Source organism: Devosia sp. Z6_126 (genome assembly GCF_058133495.1).
On record NZ_JBYUNO010000004.1, the window covers coordinates 167,539 to 190,655 of the forward strand.

Annotated in this window: 28 protein-coding genes, 1 tRNA gene, 1 pseudogene and 1 other annotated feature; of the genes and pseudogenes, 13 read left to right on the forward strand and 17 right to left on the reverse strand. The window is 62.0% G+C overall.

The window, feature by feature from the left end; genetic code table 11:
• Window positions 1-13 precede the first annotated feature (13 nt).
• The 4 genes from purQ to purC all read right to left on the reverse strand — a co-directional run bounded on the left by purQ (window position 14) and on the right by purC (window position 3,155).
• A complete protein-coding gene (purQ, locus tag AC3YOG_RS17625; RefSeq protein ID WP_489936020.1) occupies window positions 14-682 on the reverse strand; it encodes a phosphoribosylformylglycinamidine synthase subunit PurQ in 669 nt (222 codons plus the stop codon).
• Window positions 683-769: 87 nt separating this feature from the next.
• On the reverse strand, window positions 770-1,849 hold the full coding sequence (locus tag AC3YOG_RS17630; RefSeq protein WP_489936021.1) for an acyltransferase family protein: 1,080 nt from the start codon (window positions 1,847-1,849) through the stop codon (window positions 770-772).
• 277 nt (window positions 1,850-2,126) lie between these two features.
• Window positions 2,127-2,369 (reverse strand): phosphoribosylformylglycinamidine synthase subunit PurS, encoded by a 243-nt coding sequence (gene purS / locus AC3YOG_RS17635; RefSeq protein ID WP_127753421.1) that lies wholly within the window; start codon window positions 2,367-2,369, stop codon window positions 2,127-2,129.
• Between the two features lie 21 nt (window positions 2,370-2,390).
• Complete coding sequence (gene purC, locus AC3YOG_RS17640) at window positions 2,391-3,155, reverse strand: phosphoribosylaminoimidazolesuccinocarboxamide synthase (protein WP_489889097.1); 765 nt, start codon at window positions 3,153-3,155, stop codon at window positions 2,391-2,393.
• 231 nt (window positions 3,156-3,386) lie between these two features.
• On the opposite strand from purC, the gene AC3YOG_RS17645 reads away from it, so the two are divergent.
• The gene (locus tag AC3YOG_RS17645; RefSeq protein ID WP_489889098.1) at window positions 3,387-3,710 is read left to right on the forward strand and encodes a DUF1476 domain-containing protein; all 324 of its coding nucleotides are present in this window, start codon (window positions 3,387-3,389) and stop codon (window positions 3,708-3,710) included.
• A 53-nt stretch (window positions 3,711-3,763) separates the two neighbouring features.
• On the opposite strand, the gene AC3YOG_RS17650 is transcribed toward AC3YOG_RS17645, so the two are convergent.
• The 4 genes and pseudogenes from AC3YOG_RS17650 to rpe form a co-directional block, all read right to left on the reverse strand.
• Window positions 3,764-4,321 (reverse strand): RBBP9/YdeN family alpha/beta hydrolase, encoded by a 558-nt coding sequence (locus AC3YOG_RS17650; RefSeq protein ID WP_127753418.1) that lies wholly within the window; start codon window positions 4,319-4,321, stop codon window positions 3,764-3,766.
• Window positions 4,318-5,655: an adenylosuccinate lyase gene (gene purB, locus AC3YOG_RS17655; protein ID WP_489936022.1), complete on the reverse strand. Its 1,338-nt coding sequence runs from the start codon at window positions 5,653-5,655 to the stop codon at window positions 4,318-4,320. The genes AC3YOG_RS17650 and purB overlap by 4 nt, the downstream gene beginning before the upstream one ends.
• Window positions 5,652-6,040, reverse strand: a pseudogene (locus tag AC3YOG_RS17660) (VOC family protein). Before AC3YOG_RS17660 ends, purB begins: the two are co-directional and overlap by 4 nt.
• A gap of 55 nt (window positions 6,041-6,095) precedes the next feature.
• Window positions 6,096-6,773 carry a ribulose-phosphate 3-epimerase gene (gene rpe / locus AC3YOG_RS17665; protein WP_489889100.1) on the reverse strand — a complete coding sequence of 226 codons (678 nt, stop codon included), beginning with the start codon at window positions 6,771-6,773 and terminating at the stop codon, window positions 6,096-6,098.
• Window positions 6,774-6,943: 170 nt separating this feature from the next.
• Between rpe and AC3YOG_RS17670 the strand changes: the two genes are divergently transcribed.
• Window positions 6,944-7,678: a cytochrome c biogenesis CcdA family protein gene (locus tag AC3YOG_RS17670; protein WP_489936023.1), complete on the forward strand. Its 735-nt coding sequence runs from the start codon at window positions 6,944-6,946 to the stop codon at window positions 7,676-7,678.
• A gap of 2 nt (window positions 7,679-7,680) precedes the next feature.
• On the opposite strand, the gene radC is transcribed toward AC3YOG_RS17670, so the two are convergent.
• Together radC and map are read right to left on the reverse strand one after the other, a co-directional pair.
• On the reverse strand, window positions 7,681-8,382 hold the full coding sequence (gene radC, locus AC3YOG_RS17675) for a RadC family protein (RefSeq protein ID WP_489936117.1): 702 nt from the start codon (window positions 8,380-8,382) through the stop codon (window positions 7,681-7,683).
• A gap of 77 nt (window positions 8,383-8,459) precedes the next feature.
• The gene (gene map, locus AC3YOG_RS17680) at window positions 8,460-9,296 is read right to left on the reverse strand and encodes a type I methionyl aminopeptidase (RefSeq protein WP_489936118.1); all 837 of its coding nucleotides are present in this window, start codon (window positions 9,294-9,296) and stop codon (window positions 8,460-8,462) included.
• 132 nt (window positions 9,297-9,428) lie between these two features.
• On the opposite strand from map, the gene AC3YOG_RS17685 reads away from it, so the two are divergent.
• The 5 genes from AC3YOG_RS17685 (at window position 9,429) to AC3YOG_RS17705 (ending at window position 11,587) form a co-directional block, all read left to right on the forward strand.
• Window positions 9,429-10,196: a competence/damage-inducible protein A gene (locus AC3YOG_RS17685; RefSeq protein ID WP_127753413.1), complete on the forward strand. Its 768-nt coding sequence runs from the start codon at window positions 9,429-9,431 to the stop codon at window positions 10,194-10,196.
• Window positions 10,197-10,276: 80 nt separating this feature from the next.
• On the forward strand, window positions 10,277-10,774 hold the full coding sequence (gene gpt, locus AC3YOG_RS17690; protein ID WP_127753412.1) for a xanthine phosphoribosyltransferase: 498 nt from the start codon (window positions 10,277-10,279) through the stop codon (window positions 10,772-10,774).
• Window positions 10,775-10,805: 31 nt separating this feature from the next.
• Window positions 10,806-10,891, forward strand: a tRNA-Leu gene (locus tag AC3YOG_RS17695).
• Between the two features lie 13 nt (window positions 10,892-10,904).
• Window positions 10,905-11,282, forward strand: a complete 378-nt coding sequence (locus AC3YOG_RS17700) for a RidA family protein (RefSeq protein ID WP_127753411.1) — start codon at window positions 10,905-10,907, stop codon at window positions 11,280-11,282.
• Window positions 11,283-11,284: 2 nt separating this feature from the next.
• A complete protein-coding gene (locus AC3YOG_RS17705) occupies window positions 11,285-11,587 on the forward strand; it encodes an ASCH domain-containing protein (RefSeq protein ID WP_127753410.1) in 303 nt (100 codons plus the stop codon).
• Here the strand turns inward: AC3YOG_RS17705 and AC3YOG_RS17710 are convergent.
• Window positions 11,566-12,237: an RluA family pseudouridine synthase gene (locus tag AC3YOG_RS17710; RefSeq protein ID WP_489936024.1), complete on the reverse strand. Its 672-nt coding sequence runs from the start codon at window positions 12,235-12,237 to the stop codon at window positions 11,566-11,568. The two genes, AC3YOG_RS17705 and AC3YOG_RS17710, sit on opposite strands and share 22 nt — an antisense overlap.
• Before the next feature lie 110 nt (window positions 12,238-12,347).
• On the opposite strand from AC3YOG_RS17710, the gene AC3YOG_RS17715 reads away from it, so the two are divergent.
• From AC3YOG_RS17715 to AC3YOG_RS17730, 4 genes are all read left to right on the forward strand, one after another.
• Window positions 12,348-12,530 (forward strand): CsbD family protein, encoded by a 183-nt coding sequence (locus AC3YOG_RS17715; protein ID WP_172123545.1) that lies wholly within the window; start codon window positions 12,348-12,350, stop codon window positions 12,528-12,530.
• 130 nt (window positions 12,531-12,660) lie between these two features.
• Window positions 12,661-13,569, forward strand: a complete 909-nt coding sequence (locus AC3YOG_RS17720) for a CHAD domain-containing protein (RefSeq protein ID WP_489936025.1) — start codon at window positions 12,661-12,663, stop codon at window positions 13,567-13,569.
• A gap of 1 nt (window position 13,570) precedes the next feature.
• Window positions 13,571-14,023 carry a CYTH domain-containing protein gene (locus AC3YOG_RS17725; RefSeq protein WP_172123543.1) on the forward strand — a complete coding sequence of 151 codons (453 nt, stop codon included), beginning with the start codon at window positions 13,571-13,573 and terminating at the stop codon, window positions 14,021-14,023.
• A 105-nt stretch (window positions 14,024-14,128) separates the two neighbouring features.
• Window positions 14,129-14,184 (forward strand) — a sequence feature (sul1 is cis-regulatory element that is thought to sense ions involved in sulfur or methionine metabolism; They are found in Alphaproteobacteria).
• A gap of 59 nt (window positions 14,185-14,243) precedes the next feature.
• Window positions 14,244-15,728 carry a SulP family inorganic anion transporter gene (locus AC3YOG_RS17730; protein WP_489936026.1) on the forward strand — a complete coding sequence of 495 codons (1,485 nt, stop codon included), beginning with the start codon at window positions 14,244-14,246 and terminating at the stop codon, window positions 15,726-15,728.
• A gap of 51 nt (window positions 15,729-15,779) precedes the next feature.
• Here AC3YOG_RS17730 and AC3YOG_RS17735 read toward each other — a convergent pair whose 3' ends face one another.
• Together AC3YOG_RS17735 and AC3YOG_RS17740 are read right to left on the reverse strand one after the other, a co-directional pair.
• On the reverse strand, window positions 15,780-16,340 hold the full coding sequence (locus tag AC3YOG_RS17735) for a gluconokinase (protein ID WP_489936027.1): 561 nt from the start codon (window positions 16,338-16,340) through the stop codon (window positions 15,780-15,782).
• Window positions 16,309-17,079: an SDR family oxidoreductase gene (locus AC3YOG_RS17740; protein ID WP_489936028.1), complete on the reverse strand. Its 771-nt coding sequence runs from the start codon at window positions 17,077-17,079 to the stop codon at window positions 16,309-16,311. Before AC3YOG_RS17740 ends, AC3YOG_RS17735 begins: the two co-directional genes overlap by 32 nt.
• A gap of 201 nt (window positions 17,080-17,280) precedes the next feature.
• Between AC3YOG_RS17740 and gndA the strand changes: the two genes are divergently transcribed.
• The gene (gndA, locus tag AC3YOG_RS17745) at window positions 17,281-18,726 is read left to right on the forward strand and encodes an NADP-dependent phosphogluconate dehydrogenase (protein WP_489936029.1); all 1,446 of its coding nucleotides are present in this window, start codon (window positions 17,281-17,283) and stop codon (window positions 18,724-18,726) included.
• A 56-nt stretch (window positions 18,727-18,782) separates the two neighbouring features.
• Here the strand turns inward: gndA and AC3YOG_RS17750 are convergent, their stop codons facing one another.
• From AC3YOG_RS17750 to AC3YOG_RS17765, 4 genes are all read right to left on the reverse strand, one after another.
• Window positions 18,783-19,265: a GNAT family N-acetyltransferase gene (locus AC3YOG_RS17750; protein ID WP_489936030.1), complete on the reverse strand. Its 483-nt coding sequence runs from the start codon at window positions 19,263-19,265 to the stop codon at window positions 18,783-18,785.
• Window positions 19,266-19,268: 3 nt separating this feature from the next.
• Complete coding sequence (locus tag AC3YOG_RS17755) at window positions 19,269-20,579, reverse strand: TCR/Tet family MFS transporter (protein WP_127753401.1); 1,311 nt, start codon at window positions 20,577-20,579, stop codon at window positions 19,269-19,271.
• 125 nt (window positions 20,580-20,704) lie between these two features.
• A complete protein-coding gene (locus AC3YOG_RS17760) occupies window positions 20,705-21,898 on the reverse strand; it encodes an FAD-dependent monooxygenase (protein ID WP_489936031.1) in 1,194 nt (397 codons plus the stop codon).
• A gap of 21 nt (window positions 21,899-21,919) precedes the next feature.
• Window positions 21,920-22,165 (reverse strand): zinc-finger domain-containing protein, encoded by a 246-nt coding sequence (locus AC3YOG_RS17765; RefSeq protein ID WP_172123536.1) that lies wholly within the window; start codon window positions 22,163-22,165, stop codon window positions 21,920-21,922.
• Window positions 22,166-22,307: 142 nt separating this feature from the next.
• Here AC3YOG_RS17765 and AC3YOG_RS17770 point away from each other — a divergent pair, with 142 nt between their 5' ends.
• Window positions 22,308-23,078 (forward strand): alpha/beta fold hydrolase, encoded by a 771-nt coding sequence (locus tag AC3YOG_RS17770; RefSeq protein WP_489936032.1) that lies wholly within the window; start codon window positions 22,308-22,310, stop codon window positions 23,076-23,078.
• Window positions 23,079-23,117: the final 39 nt, after the last annotated feature.

Here is a 23,117-nt window from a genome sequence, read left to right on the forward strand (position 1 = left end):
TGGAGCGGCTGGGTCAAGCGACGAGATCAAGGGCGCTGGCAAAGAGCGCGCGGCCATCATCGCCGCCATGGGCGAGCTCGATTAAATTTTCCGGGTGCGGCATGATCCCCAGGACATTCTTGTTCTCGTTGAGAATGCCGGCGATGTCGTTGATCGAACCATTGGGATTGGTGCCGTCGGCATAGCGGAAGGCCACCCGGCCTTCGCCCTCGAGCCGCTCGATCGTCTCGGCATCGGCGAAGTAGTTGCCATCGTGATGCGCTACGGGGCAGCGGACAACCTGGCCTTGCTGGTAAAGCCGGGTAAAGGGCGTATCTGCATTGGCGACTTGCAGCTTGACCTCGCGGCAGACGAATTTGAGCGAGGTGTTCCGCATGAGGGCCCCGGGCAGGAGACCGGCTTCGGTCAGGATCTGAAAGCCGTTGCAGACGCCCAGGATGCGAACGCCATCGGTTGCACGCTCGCGCACTGCGTCCATGATGGGGGAGCGGGCAGCAATAGCGCCGCAACGCAAATAGTCGCCGTAGGAGAAACCGCCGGGAATGACGATCAGGTCGGCTTCGGGAAGGTAACGTTCTCCGTGCCAGACCGTCGTTGGCGCGCGGCCGGAAATCTTGGTGAGCGCAGCAACCATATCTCGGTCGCGGTTAAGCCCTGGAAAGATGATGACAGCGGCCTTCATCGGCGGGGTCCTCGCGAGCTAGGGATTATGCGGGGACCTTGTCGTGGCTCTTGCGGCAAAAGGCAAGGGGCAAGAGCCGAAGAGCGCCTATTCCGCTGGCGTCCGCACGGCCGTTGTGCCGATTCGCGCACCCGGCGTGCCGGGCAGGCGGGCCCAAGTCGGGCGTTCGAACAGGGACCGGCCGCGCCCGGTCCGCTGGATCAGCCAGAACAGGACCAAGGGCGTAAGGACGGCGCTGGCCATCACCAGGGTGCTGATCAGATCAGCATTGGTGAATCCGACTCTGACAAGCAGGATGCGGGTCGCGGCCATGGGCAGGGCGAAGGCCAGGTAGACCACTATAGACTGAGCTCCGAGCCAGCGCAGCCAATCCATGAACGCAAGCTTGGACACCAGGCCCGCAACAACGCAAAGGGCGACAGAGCCGGCAAGCGCCAGCGCCAGGTGAATGCCCGGGGCGGTCGACAGGCCCATATGGATGGTCATGGGCAGAACCCGATAACCTGGCGAGAACACCAGCAGTGTTTCGAGCAGTGCCCAAAGCGAGAGGCCAGCCAAGGTCTGGACGACATGGTCCTGCGCCCAGGCAATCAGCCGGAACACGACCGGTGCGAAGGCGTAGCCGGAATAGAAATAGATGAAGTGCTCGGCGAACTGGTCGAGCAGATACCAGCCGGTCTGAACATGGACCAGTTGGAGCAGAGCGGCGCCGATGAGCACAAGCCAATGGGGCGCCCTGGCGTTGTGGAGTAGCTTGGCCACGGCGCTGAAGGCGGCGAGCATGTAAATGAACCACAGCACGCCATAGGGCTCGACAATGGCCCAGAGCATATGGGTCATGGCCGTTACCGGATGGCCAGCGCCAACCGCTTCCTTGAACAGGAGGTGGATCACGGCCCAGAGCGCGTAGAAGTAAAGATAATGGACCACACGCCGGTCGGCATAGCGCCGCCAGTCGCGATCAATGACCTGTGAAAGAAATAGGCCCGAGATCAAGAAGAACTCGGGCATGCGGAATGGCGAGGCCCAAGCAATGATCCAGTGCAGATAGCTGACCTGGTTGGTGACTTCACCAACCCCGATCGCCGAGTGCATCATCACCACCAAAAGGATCGAAATGCCTTTGGCAGTATCGACCCAATCCAGGCGTTGCTTGCTCTCTCTCATGGTTCACTCCGCGCCAGTTCGAGCCCCTTATAGGGTTGAACGGAGGTGAAGTGACGGTTGAGCTTGGAACAAGATTAACGCGCTGTCAGCTGCTCCGGTGAAGGGCAGGTGAACGGGGCCGGGACGCTTGGGAGCTTCAGACCGGAACCGAAGCGTAGGCCGCAAACATCAGGCCGAGAGTGGCGAAGAACATGACCGAGAGGGAAACGGTTTTAAGCATGGCAATATGGTCCTGCGCCCCCAAGAACGGCGCGAATATAAAAATACAACAAAGGCGTTAATCGAGAATTTCGACGGCGTAGTTTTCGATCACGGTGTTCGCCAGCAGGCGTTCACACATGCTGTTGATCTGAAAACGCACGTCCGACTCCTCGGTTCCGTGCAGCTCGATATCAAACACCTTGCCCTGTCGCACAGATGCAACACCCGCAAAGCCCAGGCTGGCCAAAGATCCTTCAATCGCCTGACCTTGCGGGTCGAGGACGCCTGGCTTGAGCGTAACGGTAACGCGGGCTTTCATGGTGTTGTCCTAAACGAGTAGTTACTGGACCAGACGCGGGCCGGTGGTCAGGGCATTCTCGGTTTCCACCAAGATGCCGAGGCGCTGCGCTACTTCCCGGTACGACTCGACGAGGCCGCCAAGGTCTTCGCGGAAGCGATCCTTGTCGAGCTTGTTGCGGGTCTTGATGTCCCAGAGGCGGCAGCTATCGGGCGAGATTTCGTCGGCCAGAACGATGCGCATCATGTCGCCTTCATAGAGACGACCGCACTCGATCTTGAAATCGACCAGCTGGATGCCGACGCCCATGAAAAGGCCGGTCAGGAAGTCGTTGACGCGGATGGCGAGCGACATGATGTCGTCGAGCTCGGCGGGGGTGGCCCAGCCAAAGGCCGTGATGTGCTCTTCGGAGACCATGGGGTCGCCCAGGGCATCGTCCTTGTAACAAAACTCGATGATGGAGCGGGGCAACTGCGTGCCGGGCTCAAGGCCGAGGCGCTTGACCAGCGAGCCGGCGGCATAGTTGCGCACGATGATCTCGAGCGGGATGATCTCGACTTCCTTGATCAGCTGTTCGCGCATGTTGATGCGCTTGAGGAAGTGCGTGGGAATGCCAAGGCCATTGAGCTTGGTGAAGATGAACTCGCTGATGCGGTTGTTCAGCACGCCCTTGCCGTCAATGACGTCGTGCTTGGCGCCATTGCCAGCGGTGGCATCGTCCTTGAAATACTGAACCAGGGTCCCGGGCTCGGGGCCTTCGAAAAGAATCTTGGCCTTGCCTTCATAGATTCTGCGCCGACGGGTCATGAGGGGTCCAATAGCGATGAAGGGGAAGGGGAGGAATGGGCCGCTTCATGCGCCAGAACCGCGCAAAAATGCAAGCTATTTCGAGTCAGCTTCCAAAGCCCTGCGGTGTGCAGAGTGCCGCAGGTGGAGTGTTGCGCCTGCCGCCGAAGCGTTGATTTGGCCGCGCCGACCGCCTATGTCGAGACTGAAGGCGGCCCCAAAGGGAGGGCGGCGAAGCAATCGGAGTGTTGCATGAGCGGATTCGAAGATCGTCGGCGGGGCGAGGAAACCAAGTTCGCCTTTGACGCTGAAAAGCAGTTCAAGGCAGAAGCGCGCCGCAACAAGTTGCTGGGTATCTGGGCGGCGGAACTGATGAGTCTGCCTGCGGATGAAGCCAAGAGCTATGCGGCGGAAGTGGTCGCGGCCGATTTCGCCGAAGCGGGCGACGAGGACGTGTTCCGCAAGGTTTCGGGCGACCTCAAGGCCAAGGGGCTGAACATCGGCGAGGACGTGATTCGCCAGAAGATGGCCCAGCTCAAGCAGACGGCCAGCGAGCAGATTGCAGCCGAGGGCTGAGTTCGTCCCATCTCCAATGAGTTGAGAGCCCGCGAGCAGTGCCCGCGGGTTTTTTATTGGCGGATGCGCTGCATCAAGCGGGTGAACATCAAGAGCCCCTCAGGCCAGGGGCCATGCCCCGAGTCGAGGTTGATGTGACCCGCTTCGCCTGCTTCGTGAAATTCCGAGCCCCAGCAGGTCGAGAACTCCACGGCGCGCTCGACCGTGCAATAGGGGTCATTGGTGGACGCAACCATCAGCGAGGGGAAGGGCAGCGGGTCGCGCGGGATCGGGCGGAAGGCAATCGCCGCTTCGGGCGCATCGGGATGCAGTTCGACATCGGGCGGCGCTACGAGGAAGGCGCCTCGCACCTTGGTGTCGGTCAAGCGGCCGGCAGCGCCCACGGCGGCAAGCACGCCCAGGGAATGGGCAACCAGCACAACGGGCCGGGTCGCCATCAACACGGCCTGCTCGATCGTCGAAATCCAGTCGTCGGGGTCAGGCTCGTCCCAATCGGCTTGCTCGACAATGGCGGCATTGGCCATGCGTTCGGCCCAGCGTTGCTGCCAGTGACCGGACGGGGAGCCGCCCAGGCCCGGAATGATCAGAATGTCAGCTTCGGACAGCTTCATGCCGTTTCCCCAAATACCCGGGCAAAGATCGTGTCGACATGCTTGAGGTGATAGGCATCGTCAAACATGGCGTCGATCTGCTCGTCAGACAGGGAGACGGCCGGGTCGGCCTTTAGGTTGCGTGCAAACTGCCCGGTGCGGTCGCCCCGCATTTCCCAGACCTGCATGGCGTTGCGCTGGACGGCGGCATAGCTGTCCTCGCGCGAGTAGCCGGCCTGGGTGAGGGCCAGCAGCACGCGCTGGGAGTTATGCAGGCCGCCGAGCAGGTCGAGATTGCGGCGCATATTCTCGGGATAGACCACAAGCTTGTCGATGACGCCGGTGAGGCGTGCGAGGGCAAAATCGAGGGTGACGGTAGCGTCAGGGCCAATCATGCGCTCGACCGAGGAGTGCGAAATGTCGCGCTCATGCCAGAGGGCGACGTTTTCGAGCGCGGGGGTGACCATGCCGCGCACCAGTCGGGCAAGACCGGTTAGGTTCTCGGTCAGCACCGGATTGCGCTTGTGCGGCATGGCCGAGGAGCCCTTCTGGCCCGGCGAGAAATATTCCTCGGCCTCGAGCACTTCGGTGCGCTGGAGATGCCGGATCTCGACGGCGACCCGTTCGATCGAGGAGGCGACGACGCCCAGGGTCGCGAAGAACATGGCGTGGCGGTCACGCGGAATCACCTGGGTGGACACCGGCTCGATGGCAAGGCCGAGTTTGTTAGCGACATATTGCTCAACCGAGGGATCGATATTGGCGAAGGTGCCGATCGCGCCCGAAATGGCGGCCGTGGCGATCTCCTCGCGGGCGTGAACGAGACGCTGCCGGTTACGGGTGAATTCGGCATAAGCTTCGGCCAGCTTGACGCCGAAGGTCGTGGGTTCGGCGTGGATGCCGTGCGAGCGGCCGATGGTTATGGTGTGCTTGTGCTCAAGGGCGCGGCGCTTGAGGGCGGCCAAAAGCGCGTCGACATCGGCGATCAGCAGGTCGGCGGCGCGGGCAAGCTGGACCGAGAGCGTTGTGTCGAGGATATCGGACGAGGTCATACCCTGATGCACGAAGCGGGCTTCGGGGCCGACAATTTCGGAGAGGTGAGTGAGGAAAGCGATGACGTCGTGCTTGGTGGTGCGCTCGATTTCATCGATCCGGGCGACGTCGAAGGCGTAGTCGCCATGCTCGGCCTTGCGGGCATTCATCACGTCCCAGATGCGTTGGGCGGCTTCCTTGGGCACGACGCCAAGTTCAGCGAGCTTGGTGGTCGCGTGCGCCTCGATCTCAAACCAGATGGAAAAGCGCGTTTCGGCGGACCAGATGGCGACCATTTCGGGACGGGAATAGCGAGGGATCATTGATCTGGACCTTGAGTTTGAGCAGGCGGCGCGGCCCGGTAGCGCGTCAGGCGTTCCGACAGCGTTCCGGTATGAAGTTCGAACAGGTGATTGTCGTGATCTTCGAAATAAAGCGATCGGCCTTCTTCAGCAAGGCGGGGGCGGCTTCGCGCAAGTCGAGCCCTAAAGCTGTGATGCGCTCGCGGTAAAGCTCGAAGTCGGCTTCGGCGATCTTGAAGGCGACATGATTGTAGCTGCGGGCGGGTAGGGGGTCGCCCTGCATGATGGCGATCCAGAGTTCGTCATCGCCCAGCAGGAAGAAGCGCTCGGGCGAGAGCGAAAAGGTCGTGCTGCCGCTGTCGTAGATCTTTTCCGCCCCAAGCACCCGGGTGAGGATGGTTTCCATCCGGTCCAGGTCGGCCACGATGAAGGTCAGGTGGCTCAGGCCCTGCGGCCGCGGATCAGACACTGAGTGTTGTGGCCGCGTCGCGGATGGCGGCAATGCGCGCGGCATAGGTGGAGGGATCGTTGCTGCCATAGATGGAGGAGCCGGCAACAAATACATTGGCGCCCGCTTCCGCCACTGCGCGAGCATTGTCAGCGGAAATGCCGCCATCCACTTCCAGATCGATCGGGCGGCCGCCAATGAGGGCACGGGCCTGGCGCAAGCGCGAAAGCGTCGAGGGAATAAAGCTTTGCCCGCCAAAGCCGGGATTGACGCTCATCACAAGAACCAGGTCGACATCGTCGAGCACGGGTTCAATGGTTGATACCGGGGTGCCGGGATTGATCGCAACCCCCGCCTTTACGCCAAGGCCACGAATGGCCTGGAGCGTGCGGTGAAGATGCGGACCCGCTTCGGCGTGGACGGTGATGATATCGGCCCCCGCCGCAGCGAAGGCCGGCAGATAGACATCCACCGGAGAAATCATCAGATGCACGTCGAAGGGCTTTTTGGTGCGGGCACGCACGGCAGCCATGACGGTGGGGCCAAAGGAGATGTTGGGCACGAAATGGCCGTCCATCACATCCACATGGATATAGTCCGCACCCGCCGCATCGATAGCGCTGATTTCCTCGCCCAGCCGGGCAAAGTCTGCCGAGAGGATGGAGGGAGCGATGCGGATGGGTTGGGTCATGAGGCTGGCCTTTTGCCGCAGGAGAAGCCTTTGCTCTACATAAGGGGCACGGCGCCGACAAGGCAGTGCGTAGTGCGGGCGCGGGTTTCACAAGGGGGCGATGCGGCGGTGTGGCGGTTGCTTTGTGCGGGTGACGCGCTACACAGGGTCGCGATCAACGGAGCTGTGTTGTGGAGTTTTCGCTGCCGATGGTGTTTGGCGCCGGGGTGCTGAGTTTTCTCAGCCCATGCGTGCTGCCCCTTGTTCCGCCCTATCTGACCTATATGAGCGGCGCCAGTTTCGACCAGCTGCGGGCCGAAGAGGGTGGCGCGGGGGCGCTGCAGCGGCGGGTGATGGGCACTTCGGTGTTTTTCATCCTTGGGTTTAGCGTCGTGTTCATTGCGCTGGGCGCCACCGCCACGGCGTTTGGGCAGGTGTTCCGGCAGGCGTTGCCGATCCTCACGCCGCTGGCCGGCCTCCTGATCATCGCCATGGGGCTGCATTTCCTAGGCGTGTACCGGATCGCCTTGCTGGATCGGCAGGTGCGCCATCAGGGGCCGGGCGTTGCCAGCGGTCCGCTGGGCGGGTTCCTATTGGGCCTAGCCTTTGCGATCGGATGGACCCCGTGTATTGGGCCGGTGCTGGCTGCAGTGCTGTCTGTGGCGGCGAGCCGGGACACGGCCTGGGAGGGCGCATCGCTGCTCGGGCTATATTCTCTTGGACTCGGTGTGCCGTTTTTCCTGGCCGGCATTGCTATCGGGCCGTTCCTGACGTTCTTTAACGGCTTCAAGAAGCACCTGCACACAGTGGAGCGGGTGATGGGCGCTTTGCTGGTCGTGACCGGGGTGCTGTTCCTCACGGGCAATTTTACCCGCATCTCGTTCTGGTTTCTCGAGACCTTCCCGGTGCTGGCGACCTTCGGCTAGGCTCAGATCAGCTTGAGCGCGCGCAGCGAGGCGTGGCCGTTCTTGCCGATCACGAGATGGTCGTGCAGCGTGATGCCGAGCGGCTTGGCTATATCCGCGATTTCGCGGGTCATGCGCACATCGGCCGAAGAGGGCGACGGGTCGCCCGACGGGTGGTTGTGGAGCAAGATCAGCGCCGTGGCGCCTAGTTCGAGCGAGCGCTTGATCACTTCGCGCGGGTAGACCGGAGTGTGATCGACGGTGCCGGTTTGCTGCACCTCGTCGGCAATCAGCCGGTTCTTTTTGTCGAGGAAGAGGATGCGGAACTGCTCGATGCTCTCGAAGGCCATCTGGGTGGTGCAGTAGTCGATCAGCTGGGACCAAGAGGACAGGATCGGCTTTTCCACGGCGATCCGGTCGCGGCCGAAACGGGCGGCGACGGCCTGGATGACCTTGAGATTGGCCACCGAGGTTTCTCCAAGCCCGTCAATGTTGCGCAGGCGCGCTTCGCTGGCAGCGAACACGCCCGAAAAAGACCCGAACTCCTTCAGCAACTGCTTTGCCAGCGGCTTGGTGTCCTTCTGCGGGATGACCAGGTGCAGAGCCAGCTCCAGCAGTTCGTAGTCCTCGAAGGCATCGCCCCCGACCTTAAGAAAACGGTCCCTCAGTCGTTTGCGATGGCCCACGTGATCGGACTTTGGCGCGGCACTTTTGGCGGGAGCCATCGAAGCGTGATCGTTAGGGTCAGGAGTGTCGGCGACTAGGAAACTGGCTTCGTCGAACTCCTCGCCCCGGGCCTTGGTCATGCGGCTTGCCGTGCGGCCAGAGGATTGAACAAGCCGGCCGGGGAGGTCGTGAAAATCTCGTGTCCGGTTTCTGTGATGCCAATGGAGTGCTCGCATTGCGAGGACAGGGTGCGGTCGCGGGTGACCGCGGTCCAGCCATCGGAGAGAATCTTGACGTGCGGCCGTCCCAGATTGAGCATCGGCTCGATTGTGAAGATCATGCCGGGCTTGAGGGGCACACCGGTGCCGGGCTGGCCGAAATGGAGGATATTGGGCTCGTCATGAAAGAGCTTGCCAACGCCATGCCCCACAAAGTCGCGCACCACGCTGGTGCGCTCGCCTTCGGCCAGGGTCTGGATGGCAGCGCCGATATCGCCGGTGGTGTTGCCCGGCTTGGCGGCCGCAAGGCCCGCTTCGAGGCTCTGATAGGTGACTTCGATCAGGCGCTCGGCCTTGCGCGAAATTTCGCCCACCGGATACATGCGGCTGGAATCGCCGTACCAATCGTCCACAATCAGCGTCAGGTCAATATTGACGATGTCGCCTTCCTTGAGCGGGCGCTCATCGGGAATGCCGTGGCACACGACATGGTTGATGGAGGTGCACAGCGAGTGGCGGAAGCCCTTGTAGAACAGGGTTGCCGGCATCGCGCCATTGTCGCGCGCGAACTCATAGGCAATGCGGTCGAGCGTGGCGGTGGGCACGCCCGGCTCGACATATTCGGTGAGGATGTCGAGGGCGCGCGCGGTCAGCTGGCCGGCCTTGCGCATGCCCTCAAAGCCTTCCGGTCCGTGCAGCGGAATAACGCCTGGCGTGCGGCGGCCCTTGGTTTCGGCATCGACATAGGTAATCATCATGCTCTCCGGCTAAGGGGCAAAGATAATCGTCCAATCGGGTGATTGGAAGAGCCAACGCTCACTGCGTGTTGGCTTGACGCACCTGATGGCGCGGGGCATTGCTGGGGGGCAATAACAGGTTGATTTCCCATGTCGAGCGCAGCTTCCGTGACCGCCGGGCTTCTGGTGATTGGCGATGAGATTCTTTCGGGCCGCACCAAGGACGTCAATATCGGCGCGACCGCCGATTTCTGCACCGATCTGGGGATCGAGCTCAAGGAAGTGCGGGTGGTCAGCGATGACACCGACGACATCATTGCGGCGGTGAACGCGCTGCGCTCGCGCTACACCTACGTGTTCACGACCGGCGGCATCGGGCCGACGCATGACGATATCACCGCCGATGCCATCGCCAAGGCTTTCGGGGTCGCGCTGCCGATCAACCCCGATGCCCGAGCGATGCTCGAAGCGCGCTGGCGCGAAACCGGGACCGAGGTCAACGAAGCGCGGCTGCGCATGGCGCGCATTCCCGAGGGCGCCGACCTCATCGTCAACAGCGTGAGCGCCGCGCCAGGATTCCGCATCGGCAATGTGCATGTGATGGCAGGGGTGCCGATCATCATGCGCGCCATGCTCGAGGCTTTGGCGCCGACGCTCCAGGGCGGCAAGCGCGTCTTGTCGGAGACGGTGCGGGCGGCGGTGGGCGAGGGTACGGTTGGTGGACCCTTGGGCGAATTGCAGGCGCAGTATCCCGATGTGAAGATGGGCTCCTATCCGCAGATGGGGCATGGCCGGGTGATGACCGAGCTGGTGCTGCGCTCGTCGGATGCGCAAAGGCTGGCTGAGGCGACCGAGAAAGTGCGCGCCATGGTGGATGCGGCACATCGCGCCGCGGGTGTGGACGCGCCGCAAGACTGATTGGCGTTGCACCCCAGGTTTGCTAAGGAAGCGACGGCTTTCGAGCGCCTCCCTGGCCTCGGATGCGTATGGAGATCGATTTGAGCAACCCTTACCAGAAGAATTTCCCCGTCACCTGGGACCAGTTCCATCGGGATAGTCGCGCCCTGGCATGGCGCCTGATGGGGATGGGGAATTTCGACGCGGTGGTGGCCATCGCTCGTGGCGGGCTGGTGCCAGCGACCATTGCGGCGCGCGAACTCAATATCCGTGTGGTGGAATCGGTTTCGGTGAAATCCTACGATCACCAGAACAAGGGTTCGGTGAAGGTGCTCAAGCCCATTGCGCCGCAGATCATCGAGATGGCGCAGGGCGGCGGCAAGGTGCTGATTGTGGACGACCTGGTGGATACCGGCAATACGGCGCGCGCCGTGCGCGACATGCTGCCAGGTGCCCATTTTGCCACCGTTTATGCCAAGCCGATGGGCCGCGAGCTGGTTGATACCTTCATCACTGAAGTCAGCCAGGACACCTGGATCTTCTTCCCGTGGGATCTGGACGTGGCCTATGTCGCCCCGATCAGCGGCGGCACCGACTAAGCACGAGTTTCGGCACTGCTGGAACCCGAACGCGGGCGTGGTGGAATGGTAGACACACCGGACTTAAAATCCGGAGGGGGTATCCCCGTGCGGGTTCGAGTCCCGCCGCCCGCACCAGAACTGGACAGTCATGTTTGAACGAATTGAAACCGGCATTGCGCCTTCTTCGGCTCCCGTGAACGATGCGGTACGCGCCGGCAAACAGATTTGGCTTGTGGCCGTGGCTGAAGACCCGGCAACCGGTGAAATCGTCAGCGGCGATATCGAGGTGCAAACCGAGCGCGCCATCGGCAATCTCGAGATCGCCATGCGAGCGGCAGGGGGCACACTGGCCGATATCGTGCAGGTGCAGGTGTTTCTGATCGACAAGGCCGATGCGGCAGGCATGAACCACGCCTATGTCCGGCACTTCCAGCCGCCTTATCCCGTGCGCGCGACGGTGGTGGTCAAGGAACTGCTCGCCGAGGGCTTGCGCGTCGAGCTCCTTGCTACTGCAGTGCTGAGCTAGCCGTGCTGCTCAAACGCGAACTGCTCGAGGACATCAAGGCTGGCAAGGTCGACTTGGTGTTTCGGCGCTGGAGCCGGCCGACCGTCCGGGCCGGCGGCACGCTCAAGACCAAGATTGGCATCCTTTCCATCGACGCGATGGATGAGATGGACCCGGCCAACGTGACCCTCGCCGATGCGCAGCGGGCGGGCTTTGCCGATCTCGATGCGTTCCGGCGTTGGCTCGACAGCATGAAGCCGGGCCATCTGTTTCACCGCATCCAGCTGCGCTATCTGGGTGGGGATCAGAACGGCACGGGTGCCTGAAACAGAATGAACTCGCCGGTGGTGGGATGGGTGAAGCCCAGTTCCGCGGCGTGCAGTTGCAGGCGATCGGCGGCGGCGAAATCTTCCGGGCCGGCGTAGAACGCATCTCCCAAGATTACGTGGCCGACGGCCATCATGTGAACCCGCAGCTGGTGGGTGCGGCCGGTCAGTGGATGCAGGCGCACCCGGGTGGCCGCGGCTTCGCGCTCCAGCACGGTCCATTCGGTTTGCGCCGGCCGGCCATTCTCATGGTCGACACGCTGGCGCGGCTTGTTGTCCCAATCCGTGGCGAGCGGCAGGTCAACCAGGCCGGTATCGGCTTCGATGAAGCCGCTCACGCGCGCAACATAGCTCTTCTTGGTTTGCCGGTGCTCAAACTGCGAGCCGATACGGCCATGGGCGCGCTTGTTGAGCGCCATCACGAGAACGCCGGAGGTGTCCTTGTCGAGGCGATGGCACATGCCGGCGGTCGGCCAGGTTTGACGCGCCCGGTACTCTAGGCAGTCCCACAAGGATGGGTCTTTGCCCGGCACGCTGAGCAAGCCGCTCGGTTTATCGAGCACCAAGATGTCGTCATCCACATGGATAACCGACAGATAGGGCTCGAGGGGCGGGTGGTAGTTGAGGAGGGTGGGCATTGGACCGGGCATGGCGCGATCTAGCAGGTCTTGCCGGGCAGGCATAGTCGACAAGACGGCGCATTCGGAACCATGCGTGACGCCAGTCGTTTATTATACGACACCAAACAAAGGAGCTTTCGATGCATAAGGACGAAGCAAAGGGCGCCGGTAACCAGGCCAAGGGCGCGATCAAGGACGCCGTTGGCGGGCTGACGGGCGACGAACGTCTCCAGGCCGAAGGCAAGGCTGACAAGGCGCAGGGCAAGGTCCAGCAGAAGGTCGGGGAAGTTAAAGACGCCGCCCGAGATATGCTTAAAAAGTAGCACGTCTTGCACCAAGTTCTTCAAAGGCCGCCCAGTGGGCGGCCTTTACTGTTTTTGAGGCGTTACGTGAGAAGGCATGGGATGACCTCTAAGCCGGCTTGCCGGGTTTTGGAACTATGACAGTGGCGTCGTGCTTGATCCTGCAAGCAAGCAAAGGAGCGCAGCCTTGGGTTTCAAGTTTCAGCCGCAGGATGAGGGTTCAGGTGTAGGGGTTCGCCGCATCGCGCTTGAACAGGTAGAGGCTGCGCTCGCGGAAGCCAAAGACCTGTCCAATCCTGATGAGACGATCCATTCGCTGCGGCGGCGCTGCAAGAAGCTGCGCGGGCTGCTTCGGCTCATCAAGCCCAATTTCAAGCACTTTGCCGAGGAAAACGCCGCAATTCGGGAGGCAGCCACAGGCTTGGCAGGGAATCGCGATGCTGCGGTGATGATCAAGACGCTGGAAGGCCTGCTGGAGGAGGACGTCAACCTGCCCATCACCGCAGTGCGGGCAATGCTCGGAGCCAACATCGAGGCTGCTGCGGAACAAGGCGACCCAGACACGCTCGTCCAGCAGTTCAGCGAGCGCTTCGAGGCGTTGCAGGAACGCATTCCACATTGGAAAGTGCGTGGGCACGGGTTTGATAGTCTGGCGGATGGTCTGCATGACAACTATCGACGGATGCGCCAGGAAATGGACGCAGCTGAAGCAAGTGAAGATCCAAACGAATTTCACGAGTGGCGAAAGGCCGCCAAGTATTTCTGGCATCATCTGAGCTTGCTCAGTGCCTGTGCTCCGGCCATAACCAAGCCCTATCGCGCCGCTGTTGCAGAGCTCGAAACGACCCTGGGCAACCACCACGACCTGACGGTTCTGGATGTGTTTGTCGGCGGTCTGTCCGACCCCAGCGTCCCTTCGATCCAGATCACCATCCGCCAGAAGCGCGATCACCTCGGGCAGCAGGCTATTGGCTTGGGACGGCAGCTGAGTGCGGAAAAGCCCGACGCGCTGGTCGGCCGGTTGGGCCAGTATTGGGCACTGGCCAAGAAGGGGCATTGAGGTGGGACAAGAGATCGAACGCAAGTTCCTCGTGCGATCAGACGAGTGGCGTGGCTCTGCTGACGGTGGCCGGCTGATCCGCCAGGGTTATCTCTCGGCCAATGCCAAGGCGACGGTGCGGGTTCGCAGCTTTGATGATCGGGAGGCCGTGATTACGCTCAAAGGTAAGGTCGCCGGTATTGTTCGCCCGGAATACGAGTACCCTATCCCGATCGAGGACGCGCGTGAGCTGTTGCTGATGGCGCAGCCACAAGTGCTGGAGAAACGGCGCTACCATGTGCCCCATGACGGGTTGACCTGGGAAGTGGATGTGTTCGAGGGCCGGCACCATGGATTGGTGCTGGCCGAGATCGAGCTCGATAGCGACGACCAGCAGGTGGACCTGCCGAGCTGGGTTGGCAAAGAAGTCAGCGATGACGAGCGCTACTATAACGCAACTCTGGCGCGCAGCTAGCGCGCCGCATCCCTTGCTGTTGTTGACCCACGCGGGCTTGATCCTGGACGCGGAGCTCCCGGTGGGTTGATTTTTGCTGTGAGCTTCTGCACAAGCACAGCATTCATCGGACCCGGTGCAAATCCGGGTGGCTCTTCTGGCCGCCGATCCGCCAGACAATCCAGCACGAACTGCTTCGCTTTGATCGCCTTGCGACAGGGCCAGCGCAGCCTGGACCACCATGACTTTTACCCAAACTCTCCGCCTTGACTGGCTTTCCAACATCCGTGGCGATGTGCTCGCGGGCATTGTTGTCGCGCTCGCCCTTATTCCCGAGGCGATCGGTTTTTCGATCATCGCGGGCGTAGACCCCAAGGTTGGGCTTTATGCCTCGGTGGTGATCGCCATCGTCATCTCCTTTGCCGGGGGGCGACCCGCAATGATCTCCGCCGCCACGGCCGCAACAGCCGTGCTCATGGGAACGTTGGTCCGCGAGCACGGGCTGGACTATCTGCTGTCGGCCACGCTGCTGGCCGGCGTGCTCCAGATCCTCGCGGGCTATGCCCGGGTCGGGTATCTGATGAAGTTCGTGTCGCGCTCGGTGATGACGGGCTTCGTCAATGCGCTTGCAATCCTGATCTTCATGGCACAGCTACCCGAGCTGATCGGGGTGTCGTGGCAGACCTATGCGATGATCGCGGCGGGACTGGCGATCATTTACCTGTTTCCGCGGGTGACCAAAGCCATTCCATCGCCGCTGGTGTGCATCCTCGTGCTGACGGCGGTGTCGCTGGCGCTGGGGGTTGATGTACGCACCGTCGCCAATCTTGGCGAGTTGCCGTCCGCACTGCCCAGCCTGTTGCTGCCCAATGTGCCGCTGACGCTCGAGACCTTGTGGATCATCCTGCCGTACTCGGCCGGGGTAGCTGCTGTGGGGCTGCTGGAAAGCCTGCTGACCGCCTCCATTATTGATGGGATGACCGATACCACCAGCGACAAGAACCGCGAGTCGGTGGGGCAGGGCATTGCCAATATCGCCTCGGGGCTGTTTGGCGGCATGGCGGGTTGCGCGATGATCGGGCAGTCGGTGATCAATGTCCGCTCGGGTGGACGCGGGCGGCTGTCGACCTTCGTGGCCGGTGCGTTCCTGCTGTTCTTGCTGCTGGTGCTGGGCGATGTGGTGGGGCTCATCCCCATGCCGGCGCTCGTGGCCATCATGATCTTGGTTTCGATCGGCACGTTCAGCTGGGCCTCGCTCAACAATCTGCGCTCCCATCCGCGGCGGTCGAGCATCGTGATGCTGGCGACGGTGATAATGGTGCTCTGGACTCACAACCTGGCCTTCGGGGTGGGGGTAGGCGTGCTGTTGTCAGGGATCTTTTTCGCCTGGAAGGTCGCGCAATTCTTCCGGGTGAGCTCGACCCTGTCGCCTGACGGGCAGGAACGCCGCTACCTCGTTGAGGGGCAGCTCTTCTTCGCCTCAGCTGACGATTTCCTAGCCGCCTTCGACTTCAAGGAGAAGCTCGCGCGGGCGCGAATCGATGTCAGCCGCGCCCATATCTGGGACCTGACCGGAGTTGGAGCGATCGACATGGCGGTGCTGAAGCTGCGCCGGAATGGAGCCGAGGTCGAGCTGGTCGGCATGAATGAGGCGAGCGCCACGATCATGGACAAGTTCGCCGAGCATGACCAGCCCGGTGCGATGGAACGCATGCTGGGCCATTGACGGTTTGGTGCCCCGCCTTGCAGCGGGGCATTCCTTTTAGCCGAACGCGGCTTATTGCCAGCGCTTGAAGGTCTTGAGGTGTTCGAGCGTCTTGGTCACCGTGGTGGTGATCTTTTCCACACTGTCGGTAACAGGCACGACGAGCACGTTCTCGGTGGCGGGATCGGGCTCTTCCAGGGTCGCGAACTGGCTGTCGAGCAGGCTGGCCGGCATGTATTCGTGCTGGCGCCGCGCCATGCGCTCGCCGATCACCTGTCGGTCTCCCTGGAGGTAGACGAACAGGATCGGCTCGCCCGCCTGCTCGAGCAGGTAGTCGCGATAAGCCCGCTTGAGCGAGGAGCAGGCGCCGACTGCTGCACCCTTCTTGTCCGCGGCCTCGTGCAGGGCTTGAGCGAGCCGCTGAAGCCAGGGCCAGCGATCCTCATCGACAAGCGGAATGCCGGCGCGCATTTTTTCCACATTGGCGGGCGGATGATAGCCGTCGCCATCGAGAAAGGGCGTATGGAGGCGCCGGGCGATGGACTGGCCCGTGGTGGATTTGCCCGAGGAACTGACCCCCATAACGATGATGATGCGGGCGTTAGACCGTGGCTGAAAAGGCGCCGTCGACATAGAGAATGTGTCCATTGATGAAGCTAGCTGCGTCGGAAGCGAGAAATACCGCGGGCGGTCCAAGTTCGGCAACTTCGCCCCAACGGCCCATTGGGGTGCGGGTTTCGACCCAATGGTTGAACTGAGGATCGGCTATCAGCGCCTCGTTGAGCTCGGTCTTGAAGTAGCCCGGGGCAATGGCGTTGATGTTGAGACCATGGCGAGCCCAGTCTGCCGCCATGCCGCGGGTCAAATTGGCAATCGCCGCCTTGGCTGCGCCATAAGGGGCGACATTGGGCCGGGCGACATTGGTCAGGATCGAGCAGATATTGATGATCTTGCCCTGGCGGCGCGCAATCATGTGCTTGGCCACCGTCTTGCTGACCGCGAAGGTGGCGGTGACATGGGTCGCCAGCATGGTTTCGAACTTGTCGAGCGGGAAATCCTCGAGGGGACCCCGAATCTGGATGCCGGCATTGTTGATGAGGATGTCGATGGGCCCGAGCTCGGCCTCGCAATAAGCGACCGCCTCTTCAATGCTATCGATGCTGGTGACGTCGAAGGCCACTGCATTGACGGTGGCGCCGGTGGTGGCGAGTTCGGCCGCTGCCCCGCCCAGCGCGGTTGCATCCCGCGCATTGAGGATCACGGCGGCGCCCGCTTGGGCCAGGGCAGTTGCCATGGCGAGCCCAAGGCCGCGACTTGAGCCAGTGACAAGAGCCCGCTTTCCCGCAAGGCTGAACAGAGACGAAGATGGCACGGTGATCCCCCAAAGTTGCGCAAACCTACGGGCGCGAACGGCGCGAGGCAATGGCGCCTTCCATACATGCGGCTTTTAGGCGTAAAATATGCCCCGGCAGGGCCTTCCGTCGATGGTCCGTTTGTGGTCAGGTTCGCCGCCGCGCGGGGCAAGCATTCCCGCGCATGAATGGCGACGCATTTTCTTAGAAGGACTGTTTGCATGTCGACAGCGGATATCGGCCTTATCGGGCTGGCAGTGATGGGCTCGAACCTGGCGCTCAACATCGCCGAAAAAGGCTATACCGTTGCCGTTCACAATCGCACTGCGTCTCGTATCGATGACTTTGTTGCCATGGCAACCGAGCAGGGACTGGCCGGCAATGTGATCGCAAAGGCTGACCTGGCTGAGTTCATTCAGTCGATCAAGCGTCCCCGCTCGATCATCATCATGGTCAAGGCCGGCGCGCCGGTTGACGAGATGATCGAGCACCTGCTGCCGTATCTGGAAGAAGGCGACGCGATCATCGAGTGCGGCAATTCGCTGTTCACCGATACCCAGCGCCGATTCGATTACCTCAAGCCCAAGAATATCGGCTATCTCGGCGTCGGCGTTTCGGGCGGCGAAGAAGGCGCTCGCCATGGTCCCTCGATCATGGTGGGTGGTTCCGAGCAGCAGTGGCACAATGCCGAGGCGGTGCTGACCGCGATTGCGGCCCAGTTCAATGGTGAAAGCTGCTGCGCTTATCTGGGTGAAGGTGGCGCGGGCCACTTCGTCAAGACCATCCACAACGGCATCGAGTATGGCGACATGCAGATGATCGCCGAAGTTTATGGCGTGATGCGCGACGGGTTGGGCATGAGCCCGGGTGAATGCGCCGATGTGTTCAAGGAATGGAACAAGGGTCCGCTCAATTCCTACCTGATCGAGATCACCGGCCATGTGCTGGCCGCCATCGACGAGCAGACCGGGCAGCCGCTGGTCGAGTTGATTCTCGACAAGGCGGGGCAGAAGGGCACCGGCGTTTGGTCGGCCATTGCCGCCCAGCAGATGGGCGTGCCGGCAACCGCCATCGAGGGCGCCGTAGCAGCCCGCTCGATTTCGGCGCGCAAGGATGAGCGCGTAGCGGCCGAAGCGATTTATGGCAAGCCGAACCGGACCAAGACCGAGGTGACGCTGGCCGAACTGGAACAGGCACTGCTCGCCGGCAAGATCGTGTCCTATGCGCAGGGCTTTGCGGTAATCGCCAAGGCCTCCGAGGAAAATGGCTGGGCCTTGCCGCTGGCAACCATCGCCAAGATCTGGCGCGCTGGCTGCATCATTCGTTCTCGCTTCCTCGACCAGATGTCGGCGGCCTATGCCAAAGGGGGCAACACCAATCTGCTGGTGGTGCCAGACTTTGTCGCTCTGATGAAAGAAGCCCATCCGTCGCTGCGCAAGGTGGTGGCGGCGGGCGCTGTGGGAGAATTCCCGCTGGTCTGCCTTTCGGCGGCGCTGAGCTATTTCGACAGCTATCGCCAGGCTCAGGGCACGGCCAATCTGATCCAGGGGCAGCGTGATTTCTTTGGTGCGCATGGGTTCGAGATCGAGGGACGTGGCTCGAACCTGCATGCCAAGTGGCCGTCAACCCTCGAGATCGCAGCGCTCAAGCCGGTGATCGGCGGCTGAGACTCAAAGACACAGCAAGCACAGGGGCTCCGCTGAGGCGGGGCCCTTTCCGTTGCCTAGAGCGTCCTGAACATTACGTAGCTGTCCACAAAGCCGTGGACGGGATGATCGAACGCTTTCGGCAGGGTTCCGACTATGGCGAAGCCGAGCGACTGCCACAGGGCCACAGCGCGCTGGTTGGTGGAGACCACATGATTGAACTGGATGGCCCGGAAGCCGCGGGCGCCCGCCTGCTCAATCGAGTGCGTGCCCATTGCCCTCGCAACGCCGCGGCCCTGGGCGGCAGCGGCGGTCATGTAACCGCAGTTGGCGACATGGGCGCCGGGGCCAAGCTGGTTGGGTTTAAGGTAATAGGTACCCAGCACGCCGTTGTCATCTTCGGCCACGAAGACCTGATGGGCGGGGCTAAACCAATATGCCAGCACCTGCTCGTCATCGAGGTCGCGAGGCATGGCGTAGGTTTCGCCGGCCCGGAGGACTGGCGCAACGATGGCGAGGACCGCCGAACGGTCACCCTCAACGGCCGGGCGAATCTGCATTGGTTATTTCTCATCCAGAGGCGGGGTGCGCAACTGGCCGGGCGGCGCCATTTCGGGAACAACGGGGTGGTTAGCCACGCTCGGGCGATGGCTGAGTTCAAAGCGCCACGCGGCAACGCCAAAGAGCACCAAGGCTACGAGCACGGCGATGCCGCTGGCGACGAACGGAGCGCCGGGGAAGTAGTGTCCGGATTCCGGTGCGCTCGTGTAGTAGGAAAATATCTGTGTGGCGGCCAGCGGACCGATAATCGTGGCGAGGGAGCTGGCGGCATTGACCGCACCTTGTAGTTCACCCTGGGAATTGTCTGGGACCTGCCGCGACAGCACGCCGTTGATGGCAGGTGGGGCGAGCCCGCTGATCGTTCCGACGGCGATGAACAGATAGAGCTGGTAGACATCCGCTGAAAAAGCGATGCCGGCAAAGGCCGTTGCTGCTGCCAACAGCCCGATAATACCGACCGCCGGTTCACCGATGCGTTTCGACAAAGGCGCTGCCAGGACAGCCTGGCTGATAGCGAAACCGACCCCGAATGCGCCCAGCGTGCGGCCGATAGAGGACGATGTGAAGTTGAACATATCCACAGCGTAATAGGGGAACACGTTGGGCAGCGCCTGAGTGGTCAGCTGCAAGAAGAAGAGCACGGCCAGCAGCCAGAGTACGGCCGGGTATTTACGAAGGGCGGCAACCGCGCCGAAGGGATTGGCGCGGCGGATGTCGAACTTGCGGCGCGAAGCCTTGGGCAGGCTTTCGGGGAGGACCAGCAGGCCGAACAGGAAATTGGCAAAGGCCAGGCCGGCTGCAGCATAGAAAGGAACGCGGGGCCCGATTTCACCCAATTCGCCGCCAATCACCGGGCCGATAATAAAGCCGAGGCCGAATGCCGCGCCGATCAATCCGAAGCGCTGGGTGCGTTTATGGGGCGGAGTGATGTCGGCCATATAGGCGGTTGCCGTGGCAAGCGCCGCTCCGGCGATGCCGGCAATGATCCGGCCGATAAACAAATACCAGACGAAGGGCGCGATGCTCATCATCAGGTAATCGAAGGTGAGGCCGAGCAGGGAACACAGCAAGACTGGTCGGCGCCCGTAGCGGTCGGACAGATTGCCGAGCACGGGCGAAAACACGAACTGCATGAACGCATAAGCGAACACAAGATAGCCGCCGATGACCGCCGCCTGCGCGACACCGCCGCCTGTCAGTTCCTCAAGCAGCTCGGGCAGCACGGGCACGATGATGCCGACGCCGATCATATCCAGAAGGATGGTAACGAGGATGCAGGTAAGGGTCAGGCGGGAGCGGATCGCGGTTTGCATGAGCGGGCGCTCCCATTGAAATTATTGTCGAAACGGCTTGCAGTTGACACAGGCAGGCTCCCCAACGCAAGGGCATGAGGGCAGATCAGAAGCGAACATCCCGCCTCTTGATCCGCAATAGAGCGTTATCTGGGGCGAGGCTGTGGCGCATCGGTGTCGAAACCATAAAGCCAGGCCAAGCGCCTGAGGTGGCCGCGGCGACCCTGCAGGGTGATGCCGAGATTGCGGGCGCTGGAGAATGGCCAGGGCAGGTGAAAGATGCGGCCGTTTTTGCGTGACAGCTTGGCTACCCTTTTTACCCGGGGCTGGCGGAGTGCCGCGTAACGCATGAAAGCTTCGGCCGGATCATTGATCTCCATGAGCAGAGGCGCCAGCGAGGCAGCGTCTTCAATCGCCATGGCTGCGCCCTGCGCCTGGAACGGCACCATGGCATGGGCGGCATCACCCAACAGCGCGATTGGCCCCCGGTGCCACGTGTCGGTCGAGACGGTGTAAAGGGGCCACGCAGTCCATTGATCACCCGCCAAATCCAGGATCGCTCGCAGCCGCGGGCTATGAGATGGCTTGAAGGCCAATGTTGGATGCTGCGCAGTTTTGTCGTCCCTGTGTTCGGTGAAGAGCGCCAGGTTGACAAGGTTTCGATGGGGCAGGGGATAGCACACCAGGTGCAGGTGAGGGCCGAACAGTACGGACACCCGATCAAGCGCTATCTGCCCGTGCAGCGCATCGAGCGGGAGCAGCGTGCGCCAAGCAATCCGACCCGAATATGTCGCGGCGGGACCGCCCAGCAATTGGGTGCGGGTGCGGGAGTGTACGCCGTCCGCGCCAATCAGCGCGGCGCCGCGCAAGGTGCGGTTTTGGCCGCCCGCTTCCTCGATCGTGAGGGAGACGCCGGCCTCGGTGGTCTGGGCGTTCCAATTGCCCACGCCAAACATCACGTCGATATTGGCGAATCGCCGCGAGGCCTCATAGAGCGTTTCGGCGAGATCGGCGCGGTGCATCACCGTATAGGCCGCACCAAACCGCTCGAGCATCAAGGGGCCGAGTTCCATCGTAACGAGCGGGTCAGGACGGCCGAACGGATAAACGTCAATGCCGGCCGGCTCGAAGCCGCGAGCGTTGACCAGTTCGCCAACACCTAGCCGGTCGAGCACACGTCGGGCATTGGGGCTGATTTGGAGCCCAGCGCCGAAGTCAGACAGCCGAGGGCTCCGCTCCAGTATAACGACGTGAGCGCCGAACTTAGCGAGCGCGAGAGCCAGGGTCAGGCCGCCGATGCCGGCGCCGGCAATAAAGAATGTGCGGCCAGAAGCTGGCATGTTCCGTAACGTGCCGATGCCTCAGATCACATCGGCCCGGTAAACGGCAGTGGGAGGGATGGCAGTGCCGGCGGGCAGAGTCGGGCTGAACACATAATGGGTAGAGCAATAGGGGCAGACAACGTCATCGTCCTTGCCCATATCCAGGTAGATGTGGGGGTGGTCAAAGGGAGGCAACGCGCCGATGCACTGGAACTCCTTGGCACCTATCTCAATCTGGGCGAGGCCATCAGTGTTGTGGAAGTGAGGCGTGGTGCCGTGTGCCATGTCAGACCCGGAGTGATTGGAGTGGCCGGACCATAGTGCAAGGCAAGCAACAAGAAAAGGGCGACGGCGGCCCGCCTTTGGGCTTGCTTTAACGCGCCGATGCCGCAAAACCGGACGGCAATCAGCTCAAGAGGATGCGAACTTGCCACGCTTTGAAACGGATGGCCTGAGCCTTGCCTATGCCAGCTATGGAGAAGGTCCCCCCATATTGTGCATCCATGGCTTTGCCTCGAGCGGCAAGGTGAACTGGGTGGACACCGGCTGGGTCGAGACCCTGACCGGAGCCGGATACCAGGCCATCACCATCGATAATCGCGGGCATGGCGAGTCGGACCGGCCGCATGATCCGGAGGCTTACTATCCCACCGCGATGGTGCGCGATGCTGTGGCGCTGCTGGACCATCTCGGCATCGGACAGGCGGCGGTGCTGGGCTACTCGATGGGTGCGCGGGTGGCAGCGTTCATGGCGTTTGAGCATGAAGAGCGGGTGGCTGCGCTAGTGCTCGGGGGCATGGGAATGAACCTCATCAATGGGCTGACCGATAGCAGTGACATCATCGCGGGCCTGACAGCGCCGAGCCTTACCGGGCTGACGCATCCGACTGCGCGCCAGTTCCGCATCTTTGCCGACCACACCAAGTCCGATCGCGAGGCATTGGCCGCCTGCATGGAAACCTCGCGGCAACCGATGGCGCGTGCCGATGTGCGACGGATTCCGGTGCCGGTGCTAGTGGCGGTGGGGGAGGCCGATGAGATGGCGGGTTCCCCCGATGAGCTGGCGGCGTTGCTGCCGCAGGGCGAGGCCTTCGTGATTCCCCGACGCGACCATATGCGAGCGACGGGTGACACCAAGTTCAAGGCCGCCGCGCTAGAATTTCTGGGGAGGACTTTCCCGGCTCAGCAAGGTTCGTGAACCAAAAGCGCGGCTGGGGCTTTGTCTTGTAGAATGAAA